Below are 19,284 nucleotides of genomic sequence, written 5' to 3'. Positions count from 1 at the left end.
GCTCGGTGGCGTCCTCGTCACGCAGTGCCCCGCGACCCATTCGCGTACGCACCCGGCGTGACGCCGTTGCCGGGGCACCGCCCCCGCGACCGAGAGGTGATCGCATGGCTTCCAAGAAACCGGTGCGCGACAGCGCCGAGCACAACGCCTACTTCCCGTCCGAGTACTCGCTGGGTCAGTACGTGGCACCCACCACGAACTTCGACGGCGCCGCAGGTGTTCCCGCCGCCCCGTCCGGTCCGCACAAGGTCCTGACCGTCCTCACGGACGAGCGCTACCTGCCGCTGCAGGACGACATCTACTTCTCCACGGGCAACCACCCGGTGGAGACCCTGCTGCCGCTCATGCACCTGCGCGCCGCCGGGTACGACGTGGACGTGGCCACCCTTTCCGGGAACCTTGCCAAGTTCGAGCTGTGGGCCATGCCCGAGAAGGACGACGCCGTGCAGCAGGCGTGGGAGGAGCTGCGGCCGCAGTTCGAGCGTCCCCGGGCCCTGCCGGAGATCGCCGACGGGCTGGACGGGGACAGCGACTACGCCGCCGTGTTCATCCCCGGCGGCCACGGTGCCACGATCAACCTCGCGGACAGCCCCGAGGTGGGCCGTGTGCTCGCCTGGGCACTGGAGAACGACCGCCCCGTGATCACCCTGTGTCACGGACCCGCCGCGCTGCTCTCGGCCGTGGGCGAGGACGGCAGGAATCTCTTCGACGGCTACGCCGTGACCGTGTTCCCCGATGCCCTGGACTCCGGGCCCAACATCGAGATCGGCTACCTCCCGGGCCGCATGAAGTGGCTCGTCGCCGAGGAGCTCACCCGCGCCGGGCTCACCGTGGTCAACGACGACATGACAGGGCAGGTCCACCGCGACCGCGGCCTGCTCACCGGCGACAGCCCGCTCGCCTCCAACGCGCTGGGTCGCCTGGCCGTGGAGACGCTCACGGGCCAGGAGTACGCCGCGGACTGAGGTCCGGTGCTCTCCAGAACGACGACGCCGCCCGCCCCCCCGCTCACGGGTGCCGGGCGGCCTCGTCGCCCAGCGGCCGGGCCCGCAGGCCGGCGTCCACGTCCGCCCGGGCGCCTGCCTCGGATGCGGAGACGACACACGCCGAGCCGATCACCTGGCAGCGCTGCGCGGACCGCGTGAACTGCCGCACGGAGTGGAAGTCGACGGAGCCCAGCACGCCGAGGGTCGCGAGCCAGTGGGGCCGGGGGGCTGTCGGAGAGGCCGTGGGGCAGGGAGAGGCCTGTGACGCTGCGGAACGAGAACCAGAGGTGCTCCACGCCGTGGAGGTGGCTCGGCATGAGCCAGGAGAGCCCGACGACGAATACGAAGACCACCAGCAGACCGGCCAGGAGCGTGAAAAGGGTCCTGCGCAGGGCCCCGTGGCGCGTGCGGGCAGGGATGTTCAGCCCAGGTGGTCCAGGACCAGGGGGAGCAGCCGTGGTACGGCCAGGGGGTGCACCTGGTGGCCCATGCCGGGGACCGTCACGAACCGGGCTCCCGGGATGGCCCGGGCCGTTGCGGGGCCGCCGTCCGGGCGCACAATTCTGTCTCTGTCCCCGTGGAGCACGAGCGTGGGCGCGGTGATCTCGCCCAGCGCCTCGGTCCGGTCCCCGGAGGCGCGGATCGCACCGATCTGGCGGCGCATCCCGGCGGCCCCGTGGCGAGGGTCCAGGTTGCGGTCCCAGTGGATCTCGGCGAGCCGACGTTCGTGGGCAGGGTCCACGGGGAACCCCGGGCCTGCGAGGTGGCGGGACATGACCATGCGCGCACGCACGTACGTTCGGCGGGTCCTCGCTCCGGGCAGGGCGAGCATCGCGGCGGTGGAGGTGGCCACCGTGCCCACGGACGGGTCCCCCGTGGTGGAGCACAGCGAGACCAGCCGCCGCACCCGCCCCGGGTGGTGGGCGGCCAGGGACTGCGCGACCATCCCGCCCAGCGAGAAGCCCAGCACGTCCGCGCGGTCGATGCCCAGTGTGTGGAGAGCGTCCGCCACGTCCTGGGCCATGTCCTCCACCGTGTACTGCCCGGCGGGCAGGGCCCCCGTCAGCAGCTGCCGGGCGGTGGGAGGGGGAGCGCTCGCGCGGAAGGACCGGCCCTCGTCCCGGTTGTCGAGGCGGATCACCCGGTGGCCCCGCTCCATCAGGCCCTGCACGAGGGATTCGGGCCAGGTGGTGAGGTCGAAGCCCAGGCCGGTGATGAGGACCAGGGGTGAGCCCTGTGCCGGGCCGTCCTCCCGGATGCAGATGAAGCGGTCGGCTGACAGGGGCACTACGTGCTCCTCGCCGGCGAGGTTTCCCGGGGCGTCGCAGTGACCCGGGGCGGGGAGACCGGGGCGCGACGTCATGCCCCGATTCTACGGAGCCGCACGCCCGTCACCACAGGACGGGCCCGCTCAGAGCACCTGGCGGATGTGCTCCTCGAAGTCCCGCACGTGGTGCAGCATGACCGCCTGCGCGGTGTCCGGGTCCCCGTCCAGGACCGCGCGCAGCAGGGTGGCGTGCTCCTCCACGTGGCCCTGCAGCTGCGGCATCCGGTCCGCAGCCACGCACCAGATGCGGGTGGCCAGGTTGCTGTAGCGTTCGAGGGTGTCCTGCAGGTGGGCGTTGCCGGCCGCGGTGTACACCGCCCGGTGGACGCGGTTGTCCCAGCGCAGGGCGCCGTCCCGCTCCAGCTCGTCCGCACCCAGCGCGTCCAGTTCCCGCGCGAGGGTCTCAAGCTCGTCACGCTCCCGGCCGCCCCGGCGCTGCGCGGCGAGCTTCGCAGCGAGTGGCTCCAGCACCTCGCGCACCTGCGAGATCTCCGAGAGCGCGGTGATGTCCACGGTGGTGGCGAACGTCCCCCGGCGGGGATAGGTGACCACCAGGTGCTCGGAGTCCAGCCGCTTGATGGCCTCTCGCAGCGGGGTGCGCCCCACACCCAGCTCCACCGAGAGCCGCGCCTCGTTCAGCGGCATCCCCGGCACGATGTCCAGGAAGATCAACCGGTCCCGCAGTCGAAGGAAAGCACGGTCGGCCAGGGAGAGCTGGTTGTCGTCCGCGGCGGGGGAGGCGGAGGGGGTCGCGGTCATGCGGGAAACACCGTGCTTTCGGGTCGAACGGGCGGGGCCGAAAGGCGCCGGTCCGCGAGACACTCTACTGAACGGCGTCGCACGGGCCTGCGGAGTGTGGGGGCAGCGCCCGCGCTGGGATGGTCTCGAGGGACGCGGCACTCGCCGCCGGCGCGCGGGGCAGGCGCGGGGGCGACATCGTCGGCCCGGGGGCCCGTGCCCAACGCGCCGGGCCCCACGACCCCGCGCCCCACCGCGTGCGGGCCGACGCCGCGGCGGCGCCTCAGCGCAGCACCACTGTCTTGGCACCGTGCAGGATCACACGCCCCTCGCAGTGCCAGCGGACGGCGTCCGAGAGGGCCTTGCACTCGGTGTCACGTCCGGCAGCCACCAGGTCCTCGGGCCCGTAGGCGTGGTTCACCTCCACCACCTGCTGGGTGATGATCGGGCCCTCGTCCAGCTCCGCGTTCACGTAGTGGGCGGTGGCACCCACGGTCTTCACACCACGCTCGTACGCCTGGTGGTACGGCTTGGCGCCCTTGAAGGACGGCAGGAACGAGTGGTGGATGTTGATGACCCGGCCCTCCATGCGGGTGGCCAGGGAGTCGCTGAGCACCTGCATGTACCGGGCCAGCACCACCAGGTCCACCTCGAAACGGTCCACGAGGTCCAGCAGCCGGGTCTCGGCTTCCGGTTTGGTGTCCTTGGTGACGGGCACGTGGAAGAACGGGATGCCGTGCCACTCCACGAGCCGTTGGTGGTCGAGGTGGTTGGAGACCACCGCCACGATCTCCACCGGCAGCTCTCCAGTGCGCGCCCGGAACAGCAGATCGTTGAGGCAGTGGCCGAACCTGGAGACCATCACGAGCACCCGCCGCTTCTCCTTGTGGCGGTGCAGCTCCCAGCGCATGTCGAAGCGTTCGGCCACCGGTGCCAGATCCGTGCGCAGGGCGGTCTCGTCCAGGGGCCGGTCCGCGCCTGGCGCCACGTGGACGCGCATGAAGAAGCGGCCCACGCGTCGGTCGTCGAACTGGGCGAGCTCCACGATGTTGGCGCCGTGCTCCAGCAGCACACCGCTGACCGCGTGCACGATCCCCAGCTGCTCGGGGCAGTTGAGGGTCAGCACGAGTTCCGGGCCGTTCGCGGCGGGCTCGGTGCTGCCCGGTGCCGGTGCGGGTCCGGGCGTGGAGGACGTGGGCTGGGCAACCATGGTGGGTCTCCTCGGGGTGGCGCGGGGGTGGCGCGGTGTCCTGGCCCGACGGCGTCCGTGCCGTCGGTCGGTTCCGGCACCCGACGGGGTGGCCGGGTGCCGGGGCGGTGGTGGTCTGTCCTGCAGGGAAGCGGCGCGGGTTCTGGCGGGCGGAGTCCCTGTGCGTGGGGTCCGCAACGCCGACCCGGGCGCGCCCCTCCGGGCGGCCCCTGGGCTGGCAAGTCCGCTCAGGCGACCTCGGGTGAGGCGAACTCGGTCATGGCGTCCAGCAGCCACTGGGCGGTGAACTGCGCGAACGAAGCGCGCGGCATGATCCGCCACGTCTGCTCCCCGGTGCGCCACAGCAGCACCTGGACCAGGGCGAGGGTTGTGGACACCGCCGAACCCACGGGGAAGGCCCGCGGGTGAAGGTCCACCGGGCAGCCCTTCTCGAGCACGGCCCGCGCGGAGGGCCCGCTCAGCTCGAGAGTGGTGCGGTTGGCCGAGAGGTCCACCACCTGTCCGGGCCCGCCCGACGCCACGAGGGCGTCCGCAAGGCGCTGGGCCAGCGGGCTCGTGGACAGCGTGGGAAGAGCCGAGCGGTCCGGTTCCGGTGCGTCGGCGGTCGGGGACGGCGACGTCGTCGTGGTATCTGCGGTGAGGGCGGGCGGGACCACGGTCTCGTCCGACCCCACCGCCAGGAACTCGTCCGGTCCCTGCCACAGCACCGCGATGTCCGCGGGGTCCCCGCTCACAGCCCCCGCGCGCGAGGGTAGGGGGCGTCCCACGACGTCGCACAGCGCCTCGGCGTCGGCGCCGCCGGGTGCTGCCCGGAGCCCGACCATGGTCAGGAACGGGATCTCGCGCAGGGACACGCCCCTGGGCCCGGCTACGGAGCCCTCGCGCATCGCGCCGGCCCACTGCTCCAGAGAGCTGTGCCGCAGGGCAGTGATGCCCGGGGTACGGGTGCTGGTCGTCTCGGTCTCAGCCATCTCGGCGGTTCCCTTCGGGGTCGTAGAGGACGGGGTCGGCGAGCACAACGTCCACGAGCCGCCCGTCCAGCGGTGCCTGGAGTGTCTCCCCGATGCGCTGCCGGCCGTTCCTGACCAGTGCGAGGCCGAACGTGCGCTCGAGTGCGGCGCTGCGGTAGCTGGAGGTCACGTGGCCCTCCATGGGCACGGGGCCCTGCTCGGGGGTCACGGGCGTGCCCGCAGTAATCAGTTGGGCACCCTCCGGCAACCGGAACGAGGGGTCCACGGGCAGCACCCCCACGAGCTGCTTGCGGTCCTCGCGGCTGGTGTCGGCGCGGGCGTAGGAGCGCTTGCCGATGAAGTCCTTGGTCTTGGACACCACCCACTCCATGCCGAGGTCCTGCGGGGTCACGGTGCCGTCCGTGTCCTGGCCGACGATGGGGAACGCTTTCTCCGCGCGCAGCACGTGCATGGTCTCCGTGCCGTACGGGGTGACCCCGAACTCCTGGCCGGCCTCGAAGACCTGCTCCCACACGCAGAGCCCGTACCACCCGGCCACGTTGACCTCGAAGGCCAGTTCCCCGGAGAACGAGATCCGGCAGATTCGTGCGGGGATCCCGGAGGCGAGCACCGTCTCGCGGAACGCCATGAACGGGAACGCGTCCTGGGAGACGTCCAGATCCGGGGCCAGTTTTGCGATGACATCCCGGGACTTCGGGCCGGCCACGGCCACCGTGGTCCACTGTTCGGTCACGGAGGTGAAGAGCACGTCCAGCTCGGGCCACTCGGTCTGCGACCACTCCTCGAGCCACTCCAGGACCTTTGCGGCCCCGCCCGTGGTGGTGGTCATCAGGTAGCGCTCCTCGTCCAGGCGCAGGGTCACACCGTCGTCGAAAACCATCCCGTCCGGGGTGCACATCACGCCGTAGCGGCCCATGCCGGGCTTCAGCTTCTTGAACGCGTTGGTGTACACGCGGTTGAGGAACTCACCGGCGTCCCTGCCCCGGATCTCGATCTTGCCGAGCGTGGTGGCGTCCATGAACCCCACCCCGGTGCGCACGGCGGCGCACTCGCGCAGCACGGCGGTGTCCATGTCCTCCCCGGGCTGCGGGTAGTACCACGGGCGCTTCCACTGGCCCACGTCCTCGAACAGTGCGCCGTGGGCCACGTGCCACGGGTGGATCGAGGTCAGCCGGGCGGGATCGAACAGCTCGCCCTGGCGGCGCCCGGCCAGCGCGGCGAACGCCACGGGCGTGTACGGGGCGCGGTAGGTGGTGGTTCCGATCCCTGCCACGTCACCCGTCCTCAGCGCCTGGGCGATCACACCGATGGCGTTGACCGCGGACGTCTTGCCCTGGTCGTTGGCGGTGGAGATGGAGGTGTAGCGCTTGATGTGCTCCACCGAGCGCATGCCCGCGCCCACCGAGCGCAGCACGTCCGCGACGGTCTGGTCCCGTTGCAGGTCCACGAAGTGGCGGTCCCAATCCTGCTCCGCGTCCGCGGTGCGCGGCACGAGCCACAGGGGGCGGGCCGGGGCGATCCGCTCGGGCGTGGCCGCGGGCACGTGCACCGCGGCGTCGAAGCCGGCGCTCTGCGCGGCCTGCGCACCGGCGGTCGCACCCTCGGTCAGGCAGCCGAGCAGGTCCAGGGTCCCCGCCAGGGCACCGGCGCACTGCTGGTTCCGGACACTGGGCACTGGCACGAAACCGGCGATCTCCTCGCTCCACTCCAGCCTGCCCTGGCGCTGGCTGTGCAGGTGCACCACGGGGCTCCACCCGCCGGCCACGGCGAGCAGGTCCGCGTCCAGGGTCTCGTAGGGGCCGGTGGGCCGGGCGTCCTCGTCGATCGGGCTGACGACGACGCCGCTCACCCGCCCGTCCTCGCCCTCACCGAGGGTGTCCACGACGGTGCTGCCCGCCAGCACCCGCACGCCCGTGGCCTGCGCGGTGCGCGCGGCGGCGTCGCCCGGTTCGGGACGGCTGTCCGCCACGGCGGCGACATCGATCCCCGCCGCGTGCAGGTCCTCCACGAGCGCATAGGCGGAGTCGTTCGTGGTGGCCACGACCACACCTCGGCCGGCCGCCACGGCGAAGCGGTTGAGGTAGGTGCGCACCGCGCCGGCGAGCATGATCCCGGGGCGGTCGTTGTTCGCGAAGACCACCGGGCGCTCGTGGGCGCCGGTGGCCAGGACCACCTGGCGGGCACGGACGTGCCAGATCCGCTCCCGGGAGACGCCCGAGCCGGCGGGTTCGGCGAGGTGGTCCGTGCGGCGCTGGACGGCCACCACGTAGTTGCTGTCGTAGTTGCCGAACGCGGTGGTGCGCCGCAGCACCGTGACCTCGGGGTTCTCCAGCAGCTCCGCCTCGACCCGGGCGGCCCACTGCCACCCCGGCACCCCGTCCACGGTCTCCTCACGACCGGAGAGCAGCGCGCCGCCGGGCAGCGTCTGCTCGTCCATGAGCACCACCCGGGCCCCGGACTCCGCGGCCTGGCGCGCCGCGGCCAGCCCTGCAGGCCCGGCACCAACCACGAGCACGTCCGTGTGTACGTACTTCGCGTCGTAGCAGGCCTCGTCCCTGGCCGGGTCCAGCTGGCCGAGTCCGCGCAGGTACTCGGCGCGCAGCCCGTCCGTGAGCTCCACCGTGGTGGCCGGGAGCATGGACTCGGCAACGTCGGCTGCGGTGCGCGGGGCCACCTTCACCAGGGCGTTGGGCTCCTCTACCCCCGCCGTGAGGACCCCACGCGGGCGACCCAGGTACATCGAGTCCCCGCAGCGGATCCGGCCCTGGGCGAGCAGCGCGGAGGCCACCGTGTCACCGGGGTGCGCCGGGACCTCCCGGTCGTCCAGGCGGACGGTGAGAGCGGCGTCGCGGTTCACACCCGTGGCGGTCCATCGGTCGGTGGGAAGGCGGAAGGGGGCGTTCATCGGGAACCTCCGGGAGCGGTCTCGCCCATGCGGTAGACGGCGGTGATCTCGTACGTTGCGGTGTCACGCACCGCGTTGAACCAGCGCCGGCAGCCCACCGTGTGGACCCACCGCTCCTTGAGCAGACCCTTGGGGTTGCTGCGGTAGAAGAGGTACTCCGCCCACTGGCGGTCCGTCAGTTCGAACGGATCCTCGGGGTACGGCACGTGGGCCTCCCCGCCGTAGTGGTACTCGGTCTCGTCGCGTGGGCCGCAGTAGGGGCATTCGATCAGCAGCATCGTGGGTCGTCTCCTCCGGGTGACAGCGGCGTGTGCACGGTCAGTGGGCCACGGCGGCGGCGCCGTGCTCGTCGATCAGGACACCCGTCTCGAAGCGTTCCAGGCAGAACGGCTCGTTGAGAGGGTGGGGCTCGTCGGTGGCGATCGTGTGCGCGAAGGCGAAGCCTGCCCCCGGGGTGCCCTTGAAGCCGCCCGTGCCCCAGCCGCAGTTCACGTACATCTGGTCCACCGGTGTCTTGGACACGATCGGGGAGGCGTCCAAGGTGACGTCCACGATCCCGCCCCACGTGCGCAGCACGTGCGCCCGGGCGAAGATCGGGAACAGCTCCACGGCCGCTGCCATCTGCTCCTCCACCACGTGGAACGCCCCGCGCTGGCCGTAGCCGTTGTAGGCGTCCACGCCCGCACCCATCACCAGCTCGCCCTTGTGCGCCTGGGAGACGTACACGTGCACGTGGTTGGACATCACCACCGTGGGGTGGACAGGCTCGTGGAGCTCCGAGACGAGCGCCTGCAGCGGGTGGGACTGGATCGGCAGGCGGAAGCCCGCGAGCTCCGCGAGCACCGAGGAGTGCCCCGCCCCGCACAGCCCCACCTTGCCGGCGTTGATCCGACCGCGGGAGGTCTCCACCGCCACCACGCGCTCGCCGTCCTTGACGAAGCCGGTGACCTCGCAGTTCTGGATGATGTCCACACCCATCTGGTCGCACTTTCGCGCGAACGCCCACGCCACGTGGTCGTGCTTGGCGATCCCCGCGCGCGGCTGGTACGTGGCGCCCATGACCGGATAGCGCAGCTCGTCCGACGTGTTGATGATCGGGCAGAGCTCCTTGACCTGTTCCGGTGTGATCCACTCGGCGTCGATCCCGTTGAGCTTGTTCGCGTTGACCCGGCGCACCGACTCGCGGACGTCCTGCAGGGTGTGAGCCAGGTTCATGACGCCGCGCTGGGAGAACAGGAAGTCGTACTCCAGCTCTTCCGGCAGCCCCTCCCACAGCTTCAGAGAGTGCTCGTACATGGCCGCGGACTCGTCCCACAGGTAGTTCGAGCGGATGATCGTGGTGTTGCGCGCCATGTTCCCGCCCGCGAGCCACCCCCGCTCGAGCACCGCGATGTTGGTCATGCCGTGGTTCTTCGCCAGGTAGTACGCGGTGGCCAGCCCGTGCCCGCCGCCACCCACGATGACAGCGTCGTAGGACGGCTTCGGGTCCGGGTTGTGCCAGAGGAAGTCCGGGTGCTCCGGGAGCAGATCGGCCATGTGGTGCTCCGTTTCGGTGTTGAGGGTCGGGTGCGGTTCCCCGGGATGGGGGTGGACGACGTCGTGGACGTCCTGCGGTTGGGTCAGGCGCGGCGGGTGCGCGCGGTGCGGGTCAGGGACTTCACGAGCATCAGGGTCAGCAGCAGGATGCCCACGTAGCCGTTGACCACGTAGACGATGTTGACCATCAGCGAGAACGGCAGCACGAGACCCACCAGGGTGCCGATCGCTGCGAGTGCGAGGGTGAGGTACTTGAAGGGCAGGGACTTCTCTGGGAAGAACCGGGAGGAGACGGTCCACAGCAACGGCACCGCCGTGGTGTAGATGCCTGCGAGGATGATGAGTGAGAAGCACGAGGCGACCACCGGACCGAGATCCGAGGCGAGCACGAGCATGGGAATCTCCGTGCCGTTGACCGCCTCGATGTTCGCCAGCAGGCCCAGGCCCACGACCATGCAGGCCACGGAGAAGGAGACCCCGCCGAGCACCGCACCGGAGTGGGCCTCGCCGCGGCTGTGTGCGGTCCTGCCCAGTGCGGTGAGGAACGCGGCGAGCCACAGCATGCAGAAGCCCACATAGGACAGCCCCGCCAGCACCCAGTTGCTCGACGCGCGGGTGAGGTCCAGTTCCGGCAGCAACGCGTTGCCGTCGGCGATCCCGCCCGGGTTGCGAATGATGCCCAGGATCCCCAGGACGATCGCTATCACGACGATCAGCGGGCCGATCTTGCCGATCACGTCCACCAGCCGGTCCAGGCCGAACCACACGGTCAGTCCCACCACGGCGGCAAGCCCGATCCCGCCCACGTACTTGGACAGTCCGTAGTGCTCCTGGAACACAGCGCCCGCCCCGGCCACCATGACAGTGAAGCTCAGGAATACGAACAGAACGGAGAAGTAGTCGAAGAACACTCCCAGGTGGCGGCCGCAGTAGTAGCGGAAGATCAGCGACGGCCGGTCGAACTTCTCGCGGTGGCCTGTGGTCAGGAACTCCACGGCCACGTAGGTGATCAGCACCAGGACTACCAGGCCCGTGCCGAAGACGCCCCAGTAGCCGTAGGAGGTGAAGTACTGCAGGATCTCCTGGCCGGTTGCGAAGCCGGACCCGATCAGGAACGCGACGATCGCTCCGGCGTACGTGAGGATGCGCAACGAGCTCCTGGTCTCGACGGTGTCCAGCTGCGTGGAGGGTGACGCGGTCTGTGCCATGGTGACGTTCTTTCCCGAAGGGGGGTGCTGGCCGGACGGTTCCGGTGGTGGCGAAGGGTTTTGTCGATCACTGATATATCTGTGTTCTGAGTACGGTATGTGATGCGGCCCACCCCGTCAATGCCCCGAGGTCAGGAGCAGGCGCCCCGCACGGGTGCGCAGAACATCTGAGGCACAACTTGCCCAGGGAACGCGCCGCGGGGCGGGCATGTCCTGCCCCAGATGTTCAACGGCGGGGGGTCCTGCGGGCGTCGTTGGCCTGGGGACATGAACAGCCGCTCGTTCTCATGCCTGCCCGTGCGGCCGGATCGAGGAGCACGGCCTGAACTCGCTGCCGCGCGCAGAGTGGCCGGCCACTGTTCCCGCGGTGCGGCAGGTGCTGGACGAGGGCCTCAACCTCGGGCCGCTGACCGTCCGGGTGGGTGAGAACGGGGCGGGGACGCCCACCCTGGTGGAGGCCGTGGCGGCAGTTCGGTCTCAGCGTGGACGGCGGCGCGCGGGACCAGGTGCTGCACCGGACCCGGGTGACCGAGTCTGGACCCGGCGACCGTCCGCAGCTCGTGCGCGGGGTGGTTCTCTGCACGCACTCGCCGGTCCTCGCCGCCCTGCCTGAGGCACGCAACTACGAGCTCGGCGAGTGGGTTCTGCGCCCCAGCGAGTACGACGAGCTGGAGATCACCTGGCACCTCTTCCTGGACGCACCCCAGCGATCCCCTCGGCGGGTCGGCCTGCGTGGTCGATCCGCTGAGCCCCGTGGGCTGCGCAGTATGTTCGCAACGGCATAGGCTCGCCCCATGACCGCCGCCCCGCCCTCACCATGCCGGATCCTCGTGGCCGGGGTGAGCGGCGTCGGCAAGACCACCCTGTGCCGTGAGATCGAGCAGTGCTCCGGCATCCCGCACACCGAGATCGACGCCCTGTTCCACGGCCCCGGCTGGATTCCGCGCCCCGAGTTCTCGGCGGACGTCGCGCGCCTGGCGGCGGGCGGTTCGTGGGTCACCGAGTGGCAGTACGACGCCGCACGGCCGGCTCTCGCCGAACGCGCCGACACCCTGCTGTGGCTCGACTTCCCGTTCTGGACCGTGACCTTCCCACGCGTCGTCCGGCGGACCGTGCGGCGCAGCCTGAGCCGCCAGAAGCTGTGGAACGGCAACACGGAGGGGTCGCTCCGTACTCTCTTCACGGATCCGGAGCACATCATCCGCTGGGCGGTCGCGAGCCGTCACAGCTACCGGGAGCGCATTCCCACCCTGGCGGAGACGGCCCCGCACCTGCGCGTGGTGCGCCTGCGTCACTCCCGGGAGGCGCGGGCATGGGTCTCCACCGTCTGGCCCGCGGGGACGGACGCCAAGGATGGACCCCGCAGGTGAGCCCGGCCCGCCCGATCACCCACCCCATCCGGGGACAACATTTGGGGCGCGACATGTCCGCCACCCAGCAAACCCGCCCGGGGCGGGAGGTGGGCACGGGGCAGCGCCAGCTCTCAGATCTTCAGGTGCACCAGGCTCGGGCCCTTCGTGGCGAGGGCCTTCTGCACGGTCTCCGCGAGGGTGTCCATGGTGGCGGGGAACCCGGTGGCGCCGAAACCCTCCGCGAGCTTCACCCAGTCCGGCTGCGCGAGGTCAACGGCCAGGGGGTCGATGTCCCGGTCCAGCATGTTCTGCCGGATCTCCCCGTAGCCGCCGTTGTCCACGCAGATCACGGGCAGGTCCAGGTTCAGCTCCACGGCGGTCATGAGCTCCTGGATGGAGAACATGAGGGCGCCGTCCCCCACCAGGCACACCACCGGGCGCTCGGGCGCGGCGAGCTTGGCACCCACCGCCGCGGGCAGCCCGTAGCCGAGCGTGGCGTACGTGCCCATGTACAGCAGCGAGTGTGGCTGGGGTGCGCGGAAGAACGTGGTGGAGCCCATGTACGTCACCTGCGAGGAGTCCCCGGCCAGGATGGTGTCGTCCGGGACCACCTCCATGATCGTCTCGTTGAGCGCCGCGAGGTCCGGGGCCCAACGCCGGCCCTCCTCGTCCATCGCCTCGAACACCGAGCGCAGGTCCCGCTCCGGGCGCGGTGCGGCGTCGGCAGCCGCGGCGCGCAGCCCGTCCAGCAGCTGGGGGACGACGGCGGCGGCGTTGCCGGGGACCTCCACGTCCGGGGAAAGATTGCACAGCATCTGGTCGCGCATGATGTCCACGCGAACGATCGGGCCCTGCGGGGTGATGTCCCCGCCCCACAGCTCGGCCTCGCCCACCTTGGATCCGATCACGAGCAGTGCGTCCGCTGAGCGCATGAACTCGTGGGCGGTGCTCAGCCGCAGGTCCGCGCCCAGGGACAGCCGGTGCTTCTCCGGGATCGCGCCCTTGCCGTTGGTCGTGGTGATCACCGGGGCCTCGAGCAGCTCGGCCAGCTCCAGCAGCCGCGGTCCGGCAGCGAGCGAGCCTCCGCCGGCCAGGATGACCGGGCGCTCACTGGCCGCCAGCGCCTCGACGGCCGCGGCGATGTCGTGCTCCGGGGCGGGCGTGGGCTCACCGAGGGGGCGCGGTGCGGTGGCCGACTCGGGGACGTCCGCCGCGGTCTCGAGGATGTCCAGCGGGATCTCGATGTGGATGGGCCGCGGGCGCGAGTGTGCGAAGTCCCGCATGGCGTCGTGGATCATGGTCACGGCCTCGGCCCCCGAGGTCACGCGCCGAGAGACGCCTACGATCGCGTTCACGGCGGCGGAGGGATTCTTGGTCTCGTGCAAGGAGCCGATGTCCCGGAAGTCGTGGCCCACGGGGCGCCCGGGGGAGAGCAGGATCATGGGCCGGGACTCTGCGTAGGCGGTCGCCGCGCCGGACAGGGAGTTGAGCAGGCCGGGTCCGGACGTGGTGATGACCACCCCAGGCAGCCCGCGCACCTGGGACCAGCCGTCCGCGCCGTAGGACGCGCCCTGCTCGTGGCGTGTGGTGATCGCACGGATTCCCAGCGAGCGCAGCGGCCGGTAGAACTCGAGCGAGTGGGTGCCGGGGATGCCGAACACGGTGTCAATCCCGTAGCCGCGCAGCGTCTCCAGCACCGCGGTGGCCACGGTGCGCTCCGGGCGTGTGACGTCCGCGCCGGCCCCGGGGGTCTCGGGTGCCGTGGTGATGGTGCTTTCGGTGCTCATGCCTTGGACTCCTGAATCCGACGGTTCCATTCCTGACTGATCTCCGGCGTGGTGGGCTTCGTGGCGAGCGAGACGGCCACGAAGACGACGGCAGAGGCGAGCAGTCCCATGTAGATGGGTGCGTTGGCGAGCACGCCGTAGACCACCATGCCCACCACGGTGGCGACGACGCCCGCGGCCATCGACCACATGGCACCCGCCGCGGTGCCCCGCTTCCACAGCAGACCGCCCAGCACGGCGACGAGCAGGCCGCCCACCAGCAGGTCGTACGCGATGGTCAGGGCCGTGACCGTGGAGCTGACCAGCATGGACATCACCGTGATGACCAGGCCGACCACCACCACGTAGACGCGGTCCTTGAGGACGGACGCGTCCTCGGAGCGGGCGCGGGCGATGTCGTCGTCGGGGGCTCCGAACAGGCCTAGGAGGGTGGGGACCACGTCCACGCGCGCCACCGTGGCTGCGGCGATCGTGGCCCCGGAGGCCGTGGACATCATGGCGGCCACACCGGCCGCGAGGACGATCCCGCCGAGACCCGCCGGCACGTGCTCCTGGGCCATGGTGGCGAACGCCTCCTCGGGGACGGCGAGGTTCGGCAGCACGGCGGCCGCGGCGGTGCCGATCAGTGCGCCGGCGACGCCGTAGAGCGCCACGTACGTGGCGGAGACGAGCCCACCCCAGCGGGCGACGCCGGGCGAGCGGGCCGTGAACACGCGCTGCCAGATGTCCTGCCCGATCAGCATGCCGAAGCCGTAGACCACGAACTGCGTGAGGATCGCCTGGAAGCCCATGGAGCTGACGGCGAAGTAGGAGGCGTCCAGCCGCTCGCGGATCCCGGACCAGCCGCCGCCGGCGGCCAGCGAGAAGGGCAGGAGGATCGCGAAGATGCCCACCGTCATGAAGAGGAACTGCATCAGGTCCGTCAGGGTGATGGACCACATTCCGCCGAGCACCGAGTAGGCGATCACCACCGCACCGCCCAGCAGGATGGCCCAGGGCCGCGAGATGGGGAACAGCACGGAGAAGATCGCCGCGTAGGCGGCCGTGGAGGTCACCGCGATCATGAGCGTGTAGGCGAGCATCACGAACGACGACGCCGTGGCGCCGCCCTTCGCGCCGTAGCGCAGCTGCAGCATCTGGGAGACGGTGAAGACCTTCAGGGACTGGATGCGCGCGGCGAAGAACAGGCTCAGCACGGCGAGCCCCACTGCGATCGCGACCACGAGCCACATCCCCGAGATGCCGTACTGGTAGCCGAGCCCCACTCCGCCCACGGTGGAGGCGCCACCGAGGACCACCGCCGCCATCGTGGAGGTGTAGAGCCCCGCTCCGAGGCGGCGTCCGGCCACGCGGTAGTCGGTGGCGGTGCGTGCACGGCGTGCCGCCCACAGCCCGACCACCACCATCACGGCCAGGTAGAGCACGATCACGAACACGTTCACAGGGGATCTCCTCGGAGCCGCGGCGAGGCTCTGCTCGCCTGGCGGGCAGGATCGCCCGCGCACGCAGATGTGGCGCTAGGGTTTGCACCAGGTCACAAAAAATATCACCCTGGCCCGGCCGGGCGGCGCCGGACACCGTGCGGCGGGACGTACGGCCCGCCGTCGGCCGCGGAAGGGCTTCCCGGGCGATCCTCGGGGCGGAAGGAGACACGGTGGAACCGGAACGCATTGTCGAGACGAACGCGGCGGGCGAGGAGCGGGTGGGGCCCGTGGACGCGGCGCTGACACCCCGGTGGGCCGGGCCCGCCACGTTCGCACGGCTGCCCCGCACGGACCAGGTGGAGCACACGGACGTGGCCGTGGTGGGCGTGCCCTTCGACTCGGGGGTCTCCTACCGCCCGGGCGCGAGGTTCGGGCCGAACCACGTGCGCGAGTCCTCGCGGCTGCTGCGCCCCTACAACCCCGCGCAGAACCACTCGCCGTTCGCGAACCTGCAGGTCGCGGACGCCGGGGACCTCGTGGGCAACCCGTTCGACATCCGCGAGGCCATCGACTCCATCGAGAAGGGCGCCAGGGAGCTGATGGGGGAGGACACCAAGATCGTGGCGATCGGCGGTGACCACACCATCGCCCTGCCCCTGCTGCGCGCGGCGCACTCGCGCCACGGGAAGGTGGCGCTGCTGCACTTCGACGCCCACCTGGACACGTGGGACACCTACTTCGGGGCCGAGTACACCCACGGCACCCCGTTCCGGCGGGCGTTCGAGGAGGGCATCATCGACACCGACGCCGTGATGCACGTGGGCACCCGCGGGCCCCTCTACGGCACCCAGGACCTCGAGGACGACTCCCGGTTCGGTTTCGAGATCGTCTCCTCCGCGGACGTGCTGCGCTCCGGCGTGGACGCCGTCGTCGAGGCCCTGCGCGAGCGTGTGGGCGACCGCCCCCTCTACATCTCCCTGGACATCGACGTCCTGGACCCCGCCCACGCCCCCGGCACGGGCACGCCCGAGGCCGGTGGCATCACGAGCCGCGAGGTGCTGGAGATCCTGCGTGGGCTGCGGGGCCTGGACGTGGTGGCGTGCGACGTTGTGGAGGTGGCTCCCGCCTACGACCACGCCGAGCTCACGGGCATCGCCGCCGCGCACGTGGTCTACGAGCTGCTCTCCCTGATCAGCCTGGGCGCCGATGCCGCGCCGGACGGCCCCGCGTACGGCATCTCGGGCGCGCGCTACGGGGACGCGAAGTGACGGGGTTCGCGTCCCGCGCGGACGAGTTCCGGCCCTCCCCGGTCCGCGCCGTCTTCGAGGTGGCACGGGACCCGTCCGTGGTCTCGCTGGCCGGCGGCAACCCGGACCTCTCCGTGCTGCCCGCGGACGCCGTGGGGGACATCGCGTCCCTCCTGCTGCGCGGGCGCGCCGGGGAGATCCTGCAGTACGGATCCGGCGCCGGCATGGACGGGCTGCGCGAGCTCGTGGTGAAGCTCATGGCGCGCGGTGGCTCCACGGTCACCGGTGCAGACATCCTGCCCACCACCGGATCACAGGCCGGGCTGGACCTCGTGACCAAGCTCTACTGCAACCCCGGGGACGTGATCCTGGCGGAGGGCCCCACCTACGTGGGTGCGCTGGGCGTGTTCGGGGCGTACGAGGCCGAGGTGCAGCACGTGGCCATGGACGAGGACGGGATCGTTCCCGACGCCGTGGCGGAAGCCCTCGACGCGCTCGCCGCCCAGGGCAGGCGGGTGCCGTTCGTGTACGTCATCCCGAGCTTCCAGAACCCCACCGGCGTGACCATGCCGGAGGAGCGCCGTCGCGAGCTCGTGGCGGTGTGCGCGCAGCGGGACGTGATGATCGTGGAGGACGATCCGTACGCGCTGCTCGCCTTCGACCGCAGTGAGCCGGTGCCGTCCATGCACGGGATGGACCCGGAGCACGTGATCCACCTGGGCAGCTTCTCCAAGATCTTCGCCCCGGGCCTGCGGGTCGGGTGGATGGCCGCGCCCCCGGAGGTGCGGGGGCGGCTGCAGATCGCCGGGGAGTCCGTGGTGATCCACCCGTCCAACCTCGCGCAGTCCCTCGTGACCTCGTGGGTGGGCTCGGAGCACTGGGAACCCGCGCTCGACAGCGCCGTGGCCCTCTACCGGGAGCGCTGGGAGGCCATGAACGAGGCCCTCACCGAGTACATGCCGCAGACAGCATCCTGGACGACGCCGAGCGGCGGGTTCTTCACGTGGGTCACCGCGGAGGAGCTGCGGGGCAGGGACATCCTGGCCGAGGCCGTGGCCCACGGGGTGGTGCTCGTGCCGGGCTCCGCGTCCTACATGGACGGTCGGGACTCCGACGCCGTGCGCCTCGCCTTCTCCGGCGTGGCCCCGGCCCGGATCCGCGAGGGCGTCAGGCGCTTCGCGGAGGCGCTGCGCGGGGACTGAGTCCGCCGCGTCACCACGTCAGCGGCGGGTGGACGGGTGGTCTCCGCCCGTCCACCCGCACCGGGGAGGGGACGCACCGCACCGTCCCCTCCCCGGTGCGCAGGAGAACCGTCTGGGCCTCACCCACTGCATCCTCCGAACCCCGGTGTGTTGAGGGCACCGGGGCGCCCAGGAGCACCCGTGCGGTGCGCTCCAGGGACAGGTGGGCGTGGCCCGCGGTTCCTGCCGCGAGCAGCGCACATGCCGCGGCGGCCATGCCATAGCCCGTGGCGTGGTCCAGCGCCTGGACGGGCAGCGCACCCGGGCGCCACACACCGTCGTCCCCGGTGCGGCCGCAGCGCACGGCGATCCCGCTGGCCGCCTGCACGATGCTGTCGAAACCGCGCCGCCCGCCGCGCGGACCGGCCGACTCCCACGCGCTCAGCTCCACGTGCACGAGGTGTGGGAAACGCTCACGGACCGTGGCGGCGTCGAGTCCCAGGGCGGTCAGGGAGCCGGGGCGGTAGCCGGTGAACAGGACGTCCGCGCCCGCCAGGACCTCGGTCAGCTCGGCGGCCTGCCGCGGATCGCTGAGGTCGCGGGCGGCGCAGCGCACGCCGAGGTCCGTGTCCAGGTGCTGACCTGTCGATTCGGGCATGACCGGCGGGTCGATGCGCAGCACGTCCGCGCCGAGCGCCGCGAGGAACTTCGCGCCCGTGGGCCCGGCGATCACGCGCGTCAGGGAGACCACGCGCACCCCGTTCAGGGGACCTTCCGCGGCGTCGGGGGCCGACGTCGCAGCCCACGGCCCCGCTGCGGGGCGCGCTGCACGCGGTCCCCCGGTGACGTCGACGTCGCCGGGGGAGATTGCGAGCCACGGCCCCGGGGCGCTCGTGGCCCCGCGCCGCCACGTCTCCTCGTCGACCACGGCCGCTGCGACGCCCTCGGCCGCGACGACCCGGGCCTCCGCGTCCCGGGAGGTGAGACGGGCGAGGGCGCCCGGGAGGGCGTCGTCGTCGTCGATCCGGAGGGCGCGGAACAGACGCGACCGGTGGTGCGGGTAGTTGGCGTGCGTGCGCAGCCAGCCGTCCGCGGTGGGGAAGAACCCCGATGCGGGCGCGAAACCGGGGACCGGGCGGCCATCGATGCGCAGGTGGGTGATCGACCCGAACGCGGCAACCACCTCGGGCAGACGCGCGCCGATATGGAACGTCTCTCGGCCGGTGGCCCGCGCGAACTCCTGGGCGGAGGCGGCGGCCAGGCCCACGCTCGACGTCGCCAGCCCCTGGACGTCCAGGGGTCCGGGCCAGAAGTCTGCCCGGCCCGTCACCACGGCGCCGGCGCGCTCGTGGAGACCGTCCACCACGCCGTCGAGTGCTGTCAGGATCTCGTCCACGGCTCTCGTCTCCCGG

The 19,284-nt window shown here is 71.5% G+C and carries 17 protein-coding genes and 1 pseudogene; 5 read left to right on the top strand and 13 right to left on the bottom strand.

Features of this window, described 5'->3' with window-relative positions; genetic code table 11:
• Window positions 1–104 precede the first annotated feature (104 nt).
• Window positions 105–965 carry a glyoxalase III HchA gene (gene hchA / locus B3G12_RS02645; RefSeq protein WP_094393364.1) on the top strand — a complete coding sequence of 287 codons (861 nt, stop codon included), beginning with the start codon at window positions 105–107 and terminating at the stop codon, window positions 963–965.
• Window positions 966–1,008: 43 nt separating this feature from the next.
• Here the strand turns inward: hchA and B3G12_RS02640 are convergent, their stop codons facing one another.
• The 10 genes and pseudogenes from B3G12_RS02640 to B3G12_RS02595 all read right to left on the bottom strand — a co-directional run bounded on the left by B3G12_RS02640 (window position 1,009) and on the right by B3G12_RS02595 (window position 10,881).
• Entirely contained in the window at window positions 1,009–1,182 is a 174-nt protein-coding gene (locus B3G12_RS02640; RefSeq protein ID WP_290498938.1) for a hypothetical protein, read from the bottom strand.
• Window positions 1,183–1,294: 112 nt separating this feature from the next.
• Window positions 1,295–1,342, bottom strand: a pseudogene (locus tag B3G12_RS02635) (hypothetical protein); the annotation flags it as partial.
• Between the two features lie 65 nt (window positions 1,343–1,407).
• Window positions 1,408–2,349: an alpha/beta fold hydrolase gene (locus tag B3G12_RS02630; RefSeq protein WP_145011731.1), complete on the bottom strand. Its 942-nt coding sequence runs from the start codon at window positions 2,347–2,349 to the stop codon at window positions 1,408–1,410.
• 48 nt (window positions 2,350–2,397) lie between these two features.
• Entirely contained in the window at window positions 2,398–3,072 is a 675-nt protein-coding gene (locus B3G12_RS02625) for a GntR family transcriptional regulator (RefSeq protein ID WP_094393366.1), read from the bottom strand.
• Between the two features lie 262 nt (window positions 3,073–3,334).
• Window positions 3,335–4,261 (bottom strand): formyltetrahydrofolate deformylase, encoded by a 927-nt coding sequence (gene purU, locus B3G12_RS02620; protein WP_055085257.1) that lies wholly within the window; start codon window positions 4,259–4,261, stop codon window positions 3,335–3,337.
• A gap of 227 nt (window positions 4,262–4,488) precedes the next feature.
• On the bottom strand, window positions 4,489–5,232 hold the full coding sequence (locus tag B3G12_RS02615) for a sarcosine oxidase subunit gamma (protein ID WP_145011737.1): 744 nt from the start codon (window positions 5,230–5,232) through the stop codon (window positions 4,489–4,491).
• Window positions 5,225–8,137 (bottom strand): sarcosine oxidase subunit alpha family protein, encoded by a 2,913-nt coding sequence (locus B3G12_RS02610; RefSeq protein ID WP_144943211.1) that lies wholly within the window; start codon window positions 8,135–8,137, stop codon window positions 5,225–5,227. The genes B3G12_RS02615 and B3G12_RS02610 overlap by 8 nt, the downstream gene beginning before the upstream one ends.
• Complete coding sequence (locus B3G12_RS02605; protein ID WP_055085251.1) at window positions 8,134–8,415, bottom strand: sarcosine oxidase subunit delta; 282 nt, start codon at window positions 8,413–8,415, stop codon at window positions 8,134–8,136. The genes B3G12_RS02610 and B3G12_RS02605 overlap by 4 nt, the downstream gene beginning before the upstream one ends.
• A 40-nt stretch (window positions 8,416–8,455) precedes the next feature.
• Window positions 8,456–9,673, bottom strand: coding sequence for a sarcosine oxidase subunit beta family protein (locus B3G12_RS02600; protein WP_144943212.1), 1,218 nt, complete (start codon window positions 9,671–9,673; stop codon window positions 8,456–8,458).
• Between the two features lie 83 nt (window positions 9,674–9,756).
• On the bottom strand, window positions 9,757–10,881 hold the full coding sequence (locus tag B3G12_RS02595; RefSeq protein ID WP_144943213.1) for a hypothetical protein: 1,125 nt from the start codon (window positions 10,879–10,881) through the stop codon (window positions 9,757–9,759).
• A gap of 482 nt (window positions 10,882–11,363) precedes the next feature.
• Here B3G12_RS02595 and B3G12_RS02590 point away from each other — a divergent pair, with 482 nt between their 5' ends.
• Complete coding sequence (locus B3G12_RS02590; protein ID WP_186366758.1) at window positions 11,364–11,666, top strand: hypothetical protein; 303 nt, start codon at window positions 11,364–11,366, stop codon at window positions 11,664–11,666.
• Between the two features lie 9 nt (window positions 11,667–11,675).
• Window positions 11,676–12,251 carry an AAA family ATPase gene (locus B3G12_RS02585; RefSeq protein WP_145011740.1) on the top strand — a complete coding sequence of 192 codons (576 nt, stop codon included), beginning with the start codon at window positions 11,676–11,678 and terminating at the stop codon, window positions 12,249–12,251.
• A 113-nt stretch (window positions 12,252–12,364) separates the two neighbouring features.
• On the opposite strand, the gene B3G12_RS02580 is transcribed toward B3G12_RS02585, so the two are convergent.
• Together B3G12_RS02580 and B3G12_RS02575 are read right to left on the bottom strand one after the other, a co-directional pair.
• Window positions 12,365–14,020 (bottom strand): thiamine pyrophosphate-binding protein, encoded by a 1,656-nt coding sequence (locus B3G12_RS02580; protein WP_144943216.1) that lies wholly within the window; start codon window positions 14,018–14,020, stop codon window positions 12,365–12,367.
• On the bottom strand, window positions 14,017–15,462 hold the full coding sequence (locus B3G12_RS02575) for a sodium:solute symporter (RefSeq protein WP_145011743.1): 1,446 nt from the start codon (window positions 15,460–15,462) through the stop codon (window positions 14,017–14,019). The genes B3G12_RS02580 and B3G12_RS02575 overlap by 4 nt, the downstream gene beginning before the upstream one ends.
• A 212-nt stretch (window positions 15,463–15,674) precedes the next feature.
• Here B3G12_RS02575 and speB point away from each other — a divergent pair, with 212 nt between their 5' ends.
• Both speB and B3G12_RS02565 read left to right on the top strand, forming a co-directional pair.
• Window positions 15,675–16,712, top strand: coding sequence for an agmatinase (gene speB, locus B3G12_RS02570; protein WP_144943218.1), 1,038 nt, complete (start codon window positions 15,675–15,677; stop codon window positions 16,710–16,712).
• Window positions 16,709–17,893 (top strand): PLP-dependent aminotransferase family protein, encoded by a 1,185-nt coding sequence (locus B3G12_RS02565; RefSeq protein WP_144943219.1) that lies wholly within the window; start codon window positions 16,709–16,711, stop codon window positions 17,891–17,893. Before speB ends, B3G12_RS02565 begins: the two co-directional genes overlap by 4 nt.
• Window positions 17,894–17,903: 10 nt before the next feature.
• On the opposite strand, the gene B3G12_RS02560 is transcribed toward B3G12_RS02565, so the two are convergent.
• Window positions 17,904–19,268, bottom strand: coding sequence for a CoA transferase (locus B3G12_RS02560; RefSeq protein WP_260983413.1), 1,365 nt, complete (start codon window positions 19,266–19,268; stop codon window positions 17,904–17,906).
• Window positions 19,269–19,284: the final 16 nt, after the last annotated feature.

The organism is Kocuria sp. UBA5001 (genome assembly GCF_002398425.1).
Classification (GTDB): Bacteria; Actinomycetota; Actinomycetes; order Actinomycetales; family Micrococcaceae; genus Kocuria; species Kocuria salsicia.
Note: the sequence above shows the minus strand (reverse complement) of the source record. Positions and strands in the feature narration are given on the sequence as shown.

What these genes read in the sequence shown, in the direction of transcription:
- B3G12_RS02600 (WP_144943212.1), bottom strand. Translation starts at nt 9,673, where the DNA reads ATGGCCGATCTGCTCCCGGAGCACCCGGACTTCCTCTGGCACAACCCG.
- B3G12_RS02605 (WP_055085251.1), bottom strand. Translation starts at nt 8,415, where the DNA reads ATGCTGCTGATCGAATGCCCCTACTGCGGCCCACGCGACGAGACCGAG.
- B3G12_RS02615 (WP_145011737.1), bottom strand. Translation starts at nt 5,232, where the DNA reads ATGGCTGAGACCGAGACGACCAGCACCCGTACCCCGGGCATCACTGCC.
- B3G12_RS02625 (WP_094393366.1), bottom strand. Translation starts at nt 3,072, where the DNA reads ATGACCGCGACCCCCTCCGCCTCCCCCGCCGCGGACGACAACCAGCTC.
- B3G12_RS02585 (WP_145011740.1), top strand. Translation starts at nt 11,676, where the DNA reads ATGACCGCCGCCCCGCCCTCACCATGCCGGATCCTCGTGGCCGGGGTG.
- purU (WP_055085257.1), bottom strand. Translation starts at nt 4,261, where the DNA reads ATGGTTGCCCAGCCCACGTCCTCCACGCCCGGACCCGCACCGGCACCG.
- B3G12_RS02610 (WP_144943211.1), bottom strand. Translation starts at nt 8,137, where the DNA reads ATGAACGCCCCCTTCCGCCTTCCCACCGACCGATGGACCGCCACGGGT.
- B3G12_RS02595 (WP_144943213.1), bottom strand. Translation starts at nt 10,881, where the DNA reads ATGGCACAGACCGCGTCACCCTCCACGCAGCTGGACACCGTCGAGACC.
- B3G12_RS02580 (WP_144943216.1), bottom strand. Translation starts at nt 14,020, where the DNA reads ATGAGCACCGAAAGCACCATCACCACGGCACCCGAGACCCCCGGGGCC.
- B3G12_RS02630 (WP_145011731.1), bottom strand. Translation starts at nt 2,349, where the DNA reads ATGACGTCGCGCCCCGGTCTCCCCGCCCCGGGTCACTGCGACGCCCCG.
- hchA (WP_094393364.1), top strand. Translation starts at nt 105, where the DNA reads ATGGCTTCCAAGAAACCGGTGCGCGACAGCGCCGAGCACAACGCCTAC.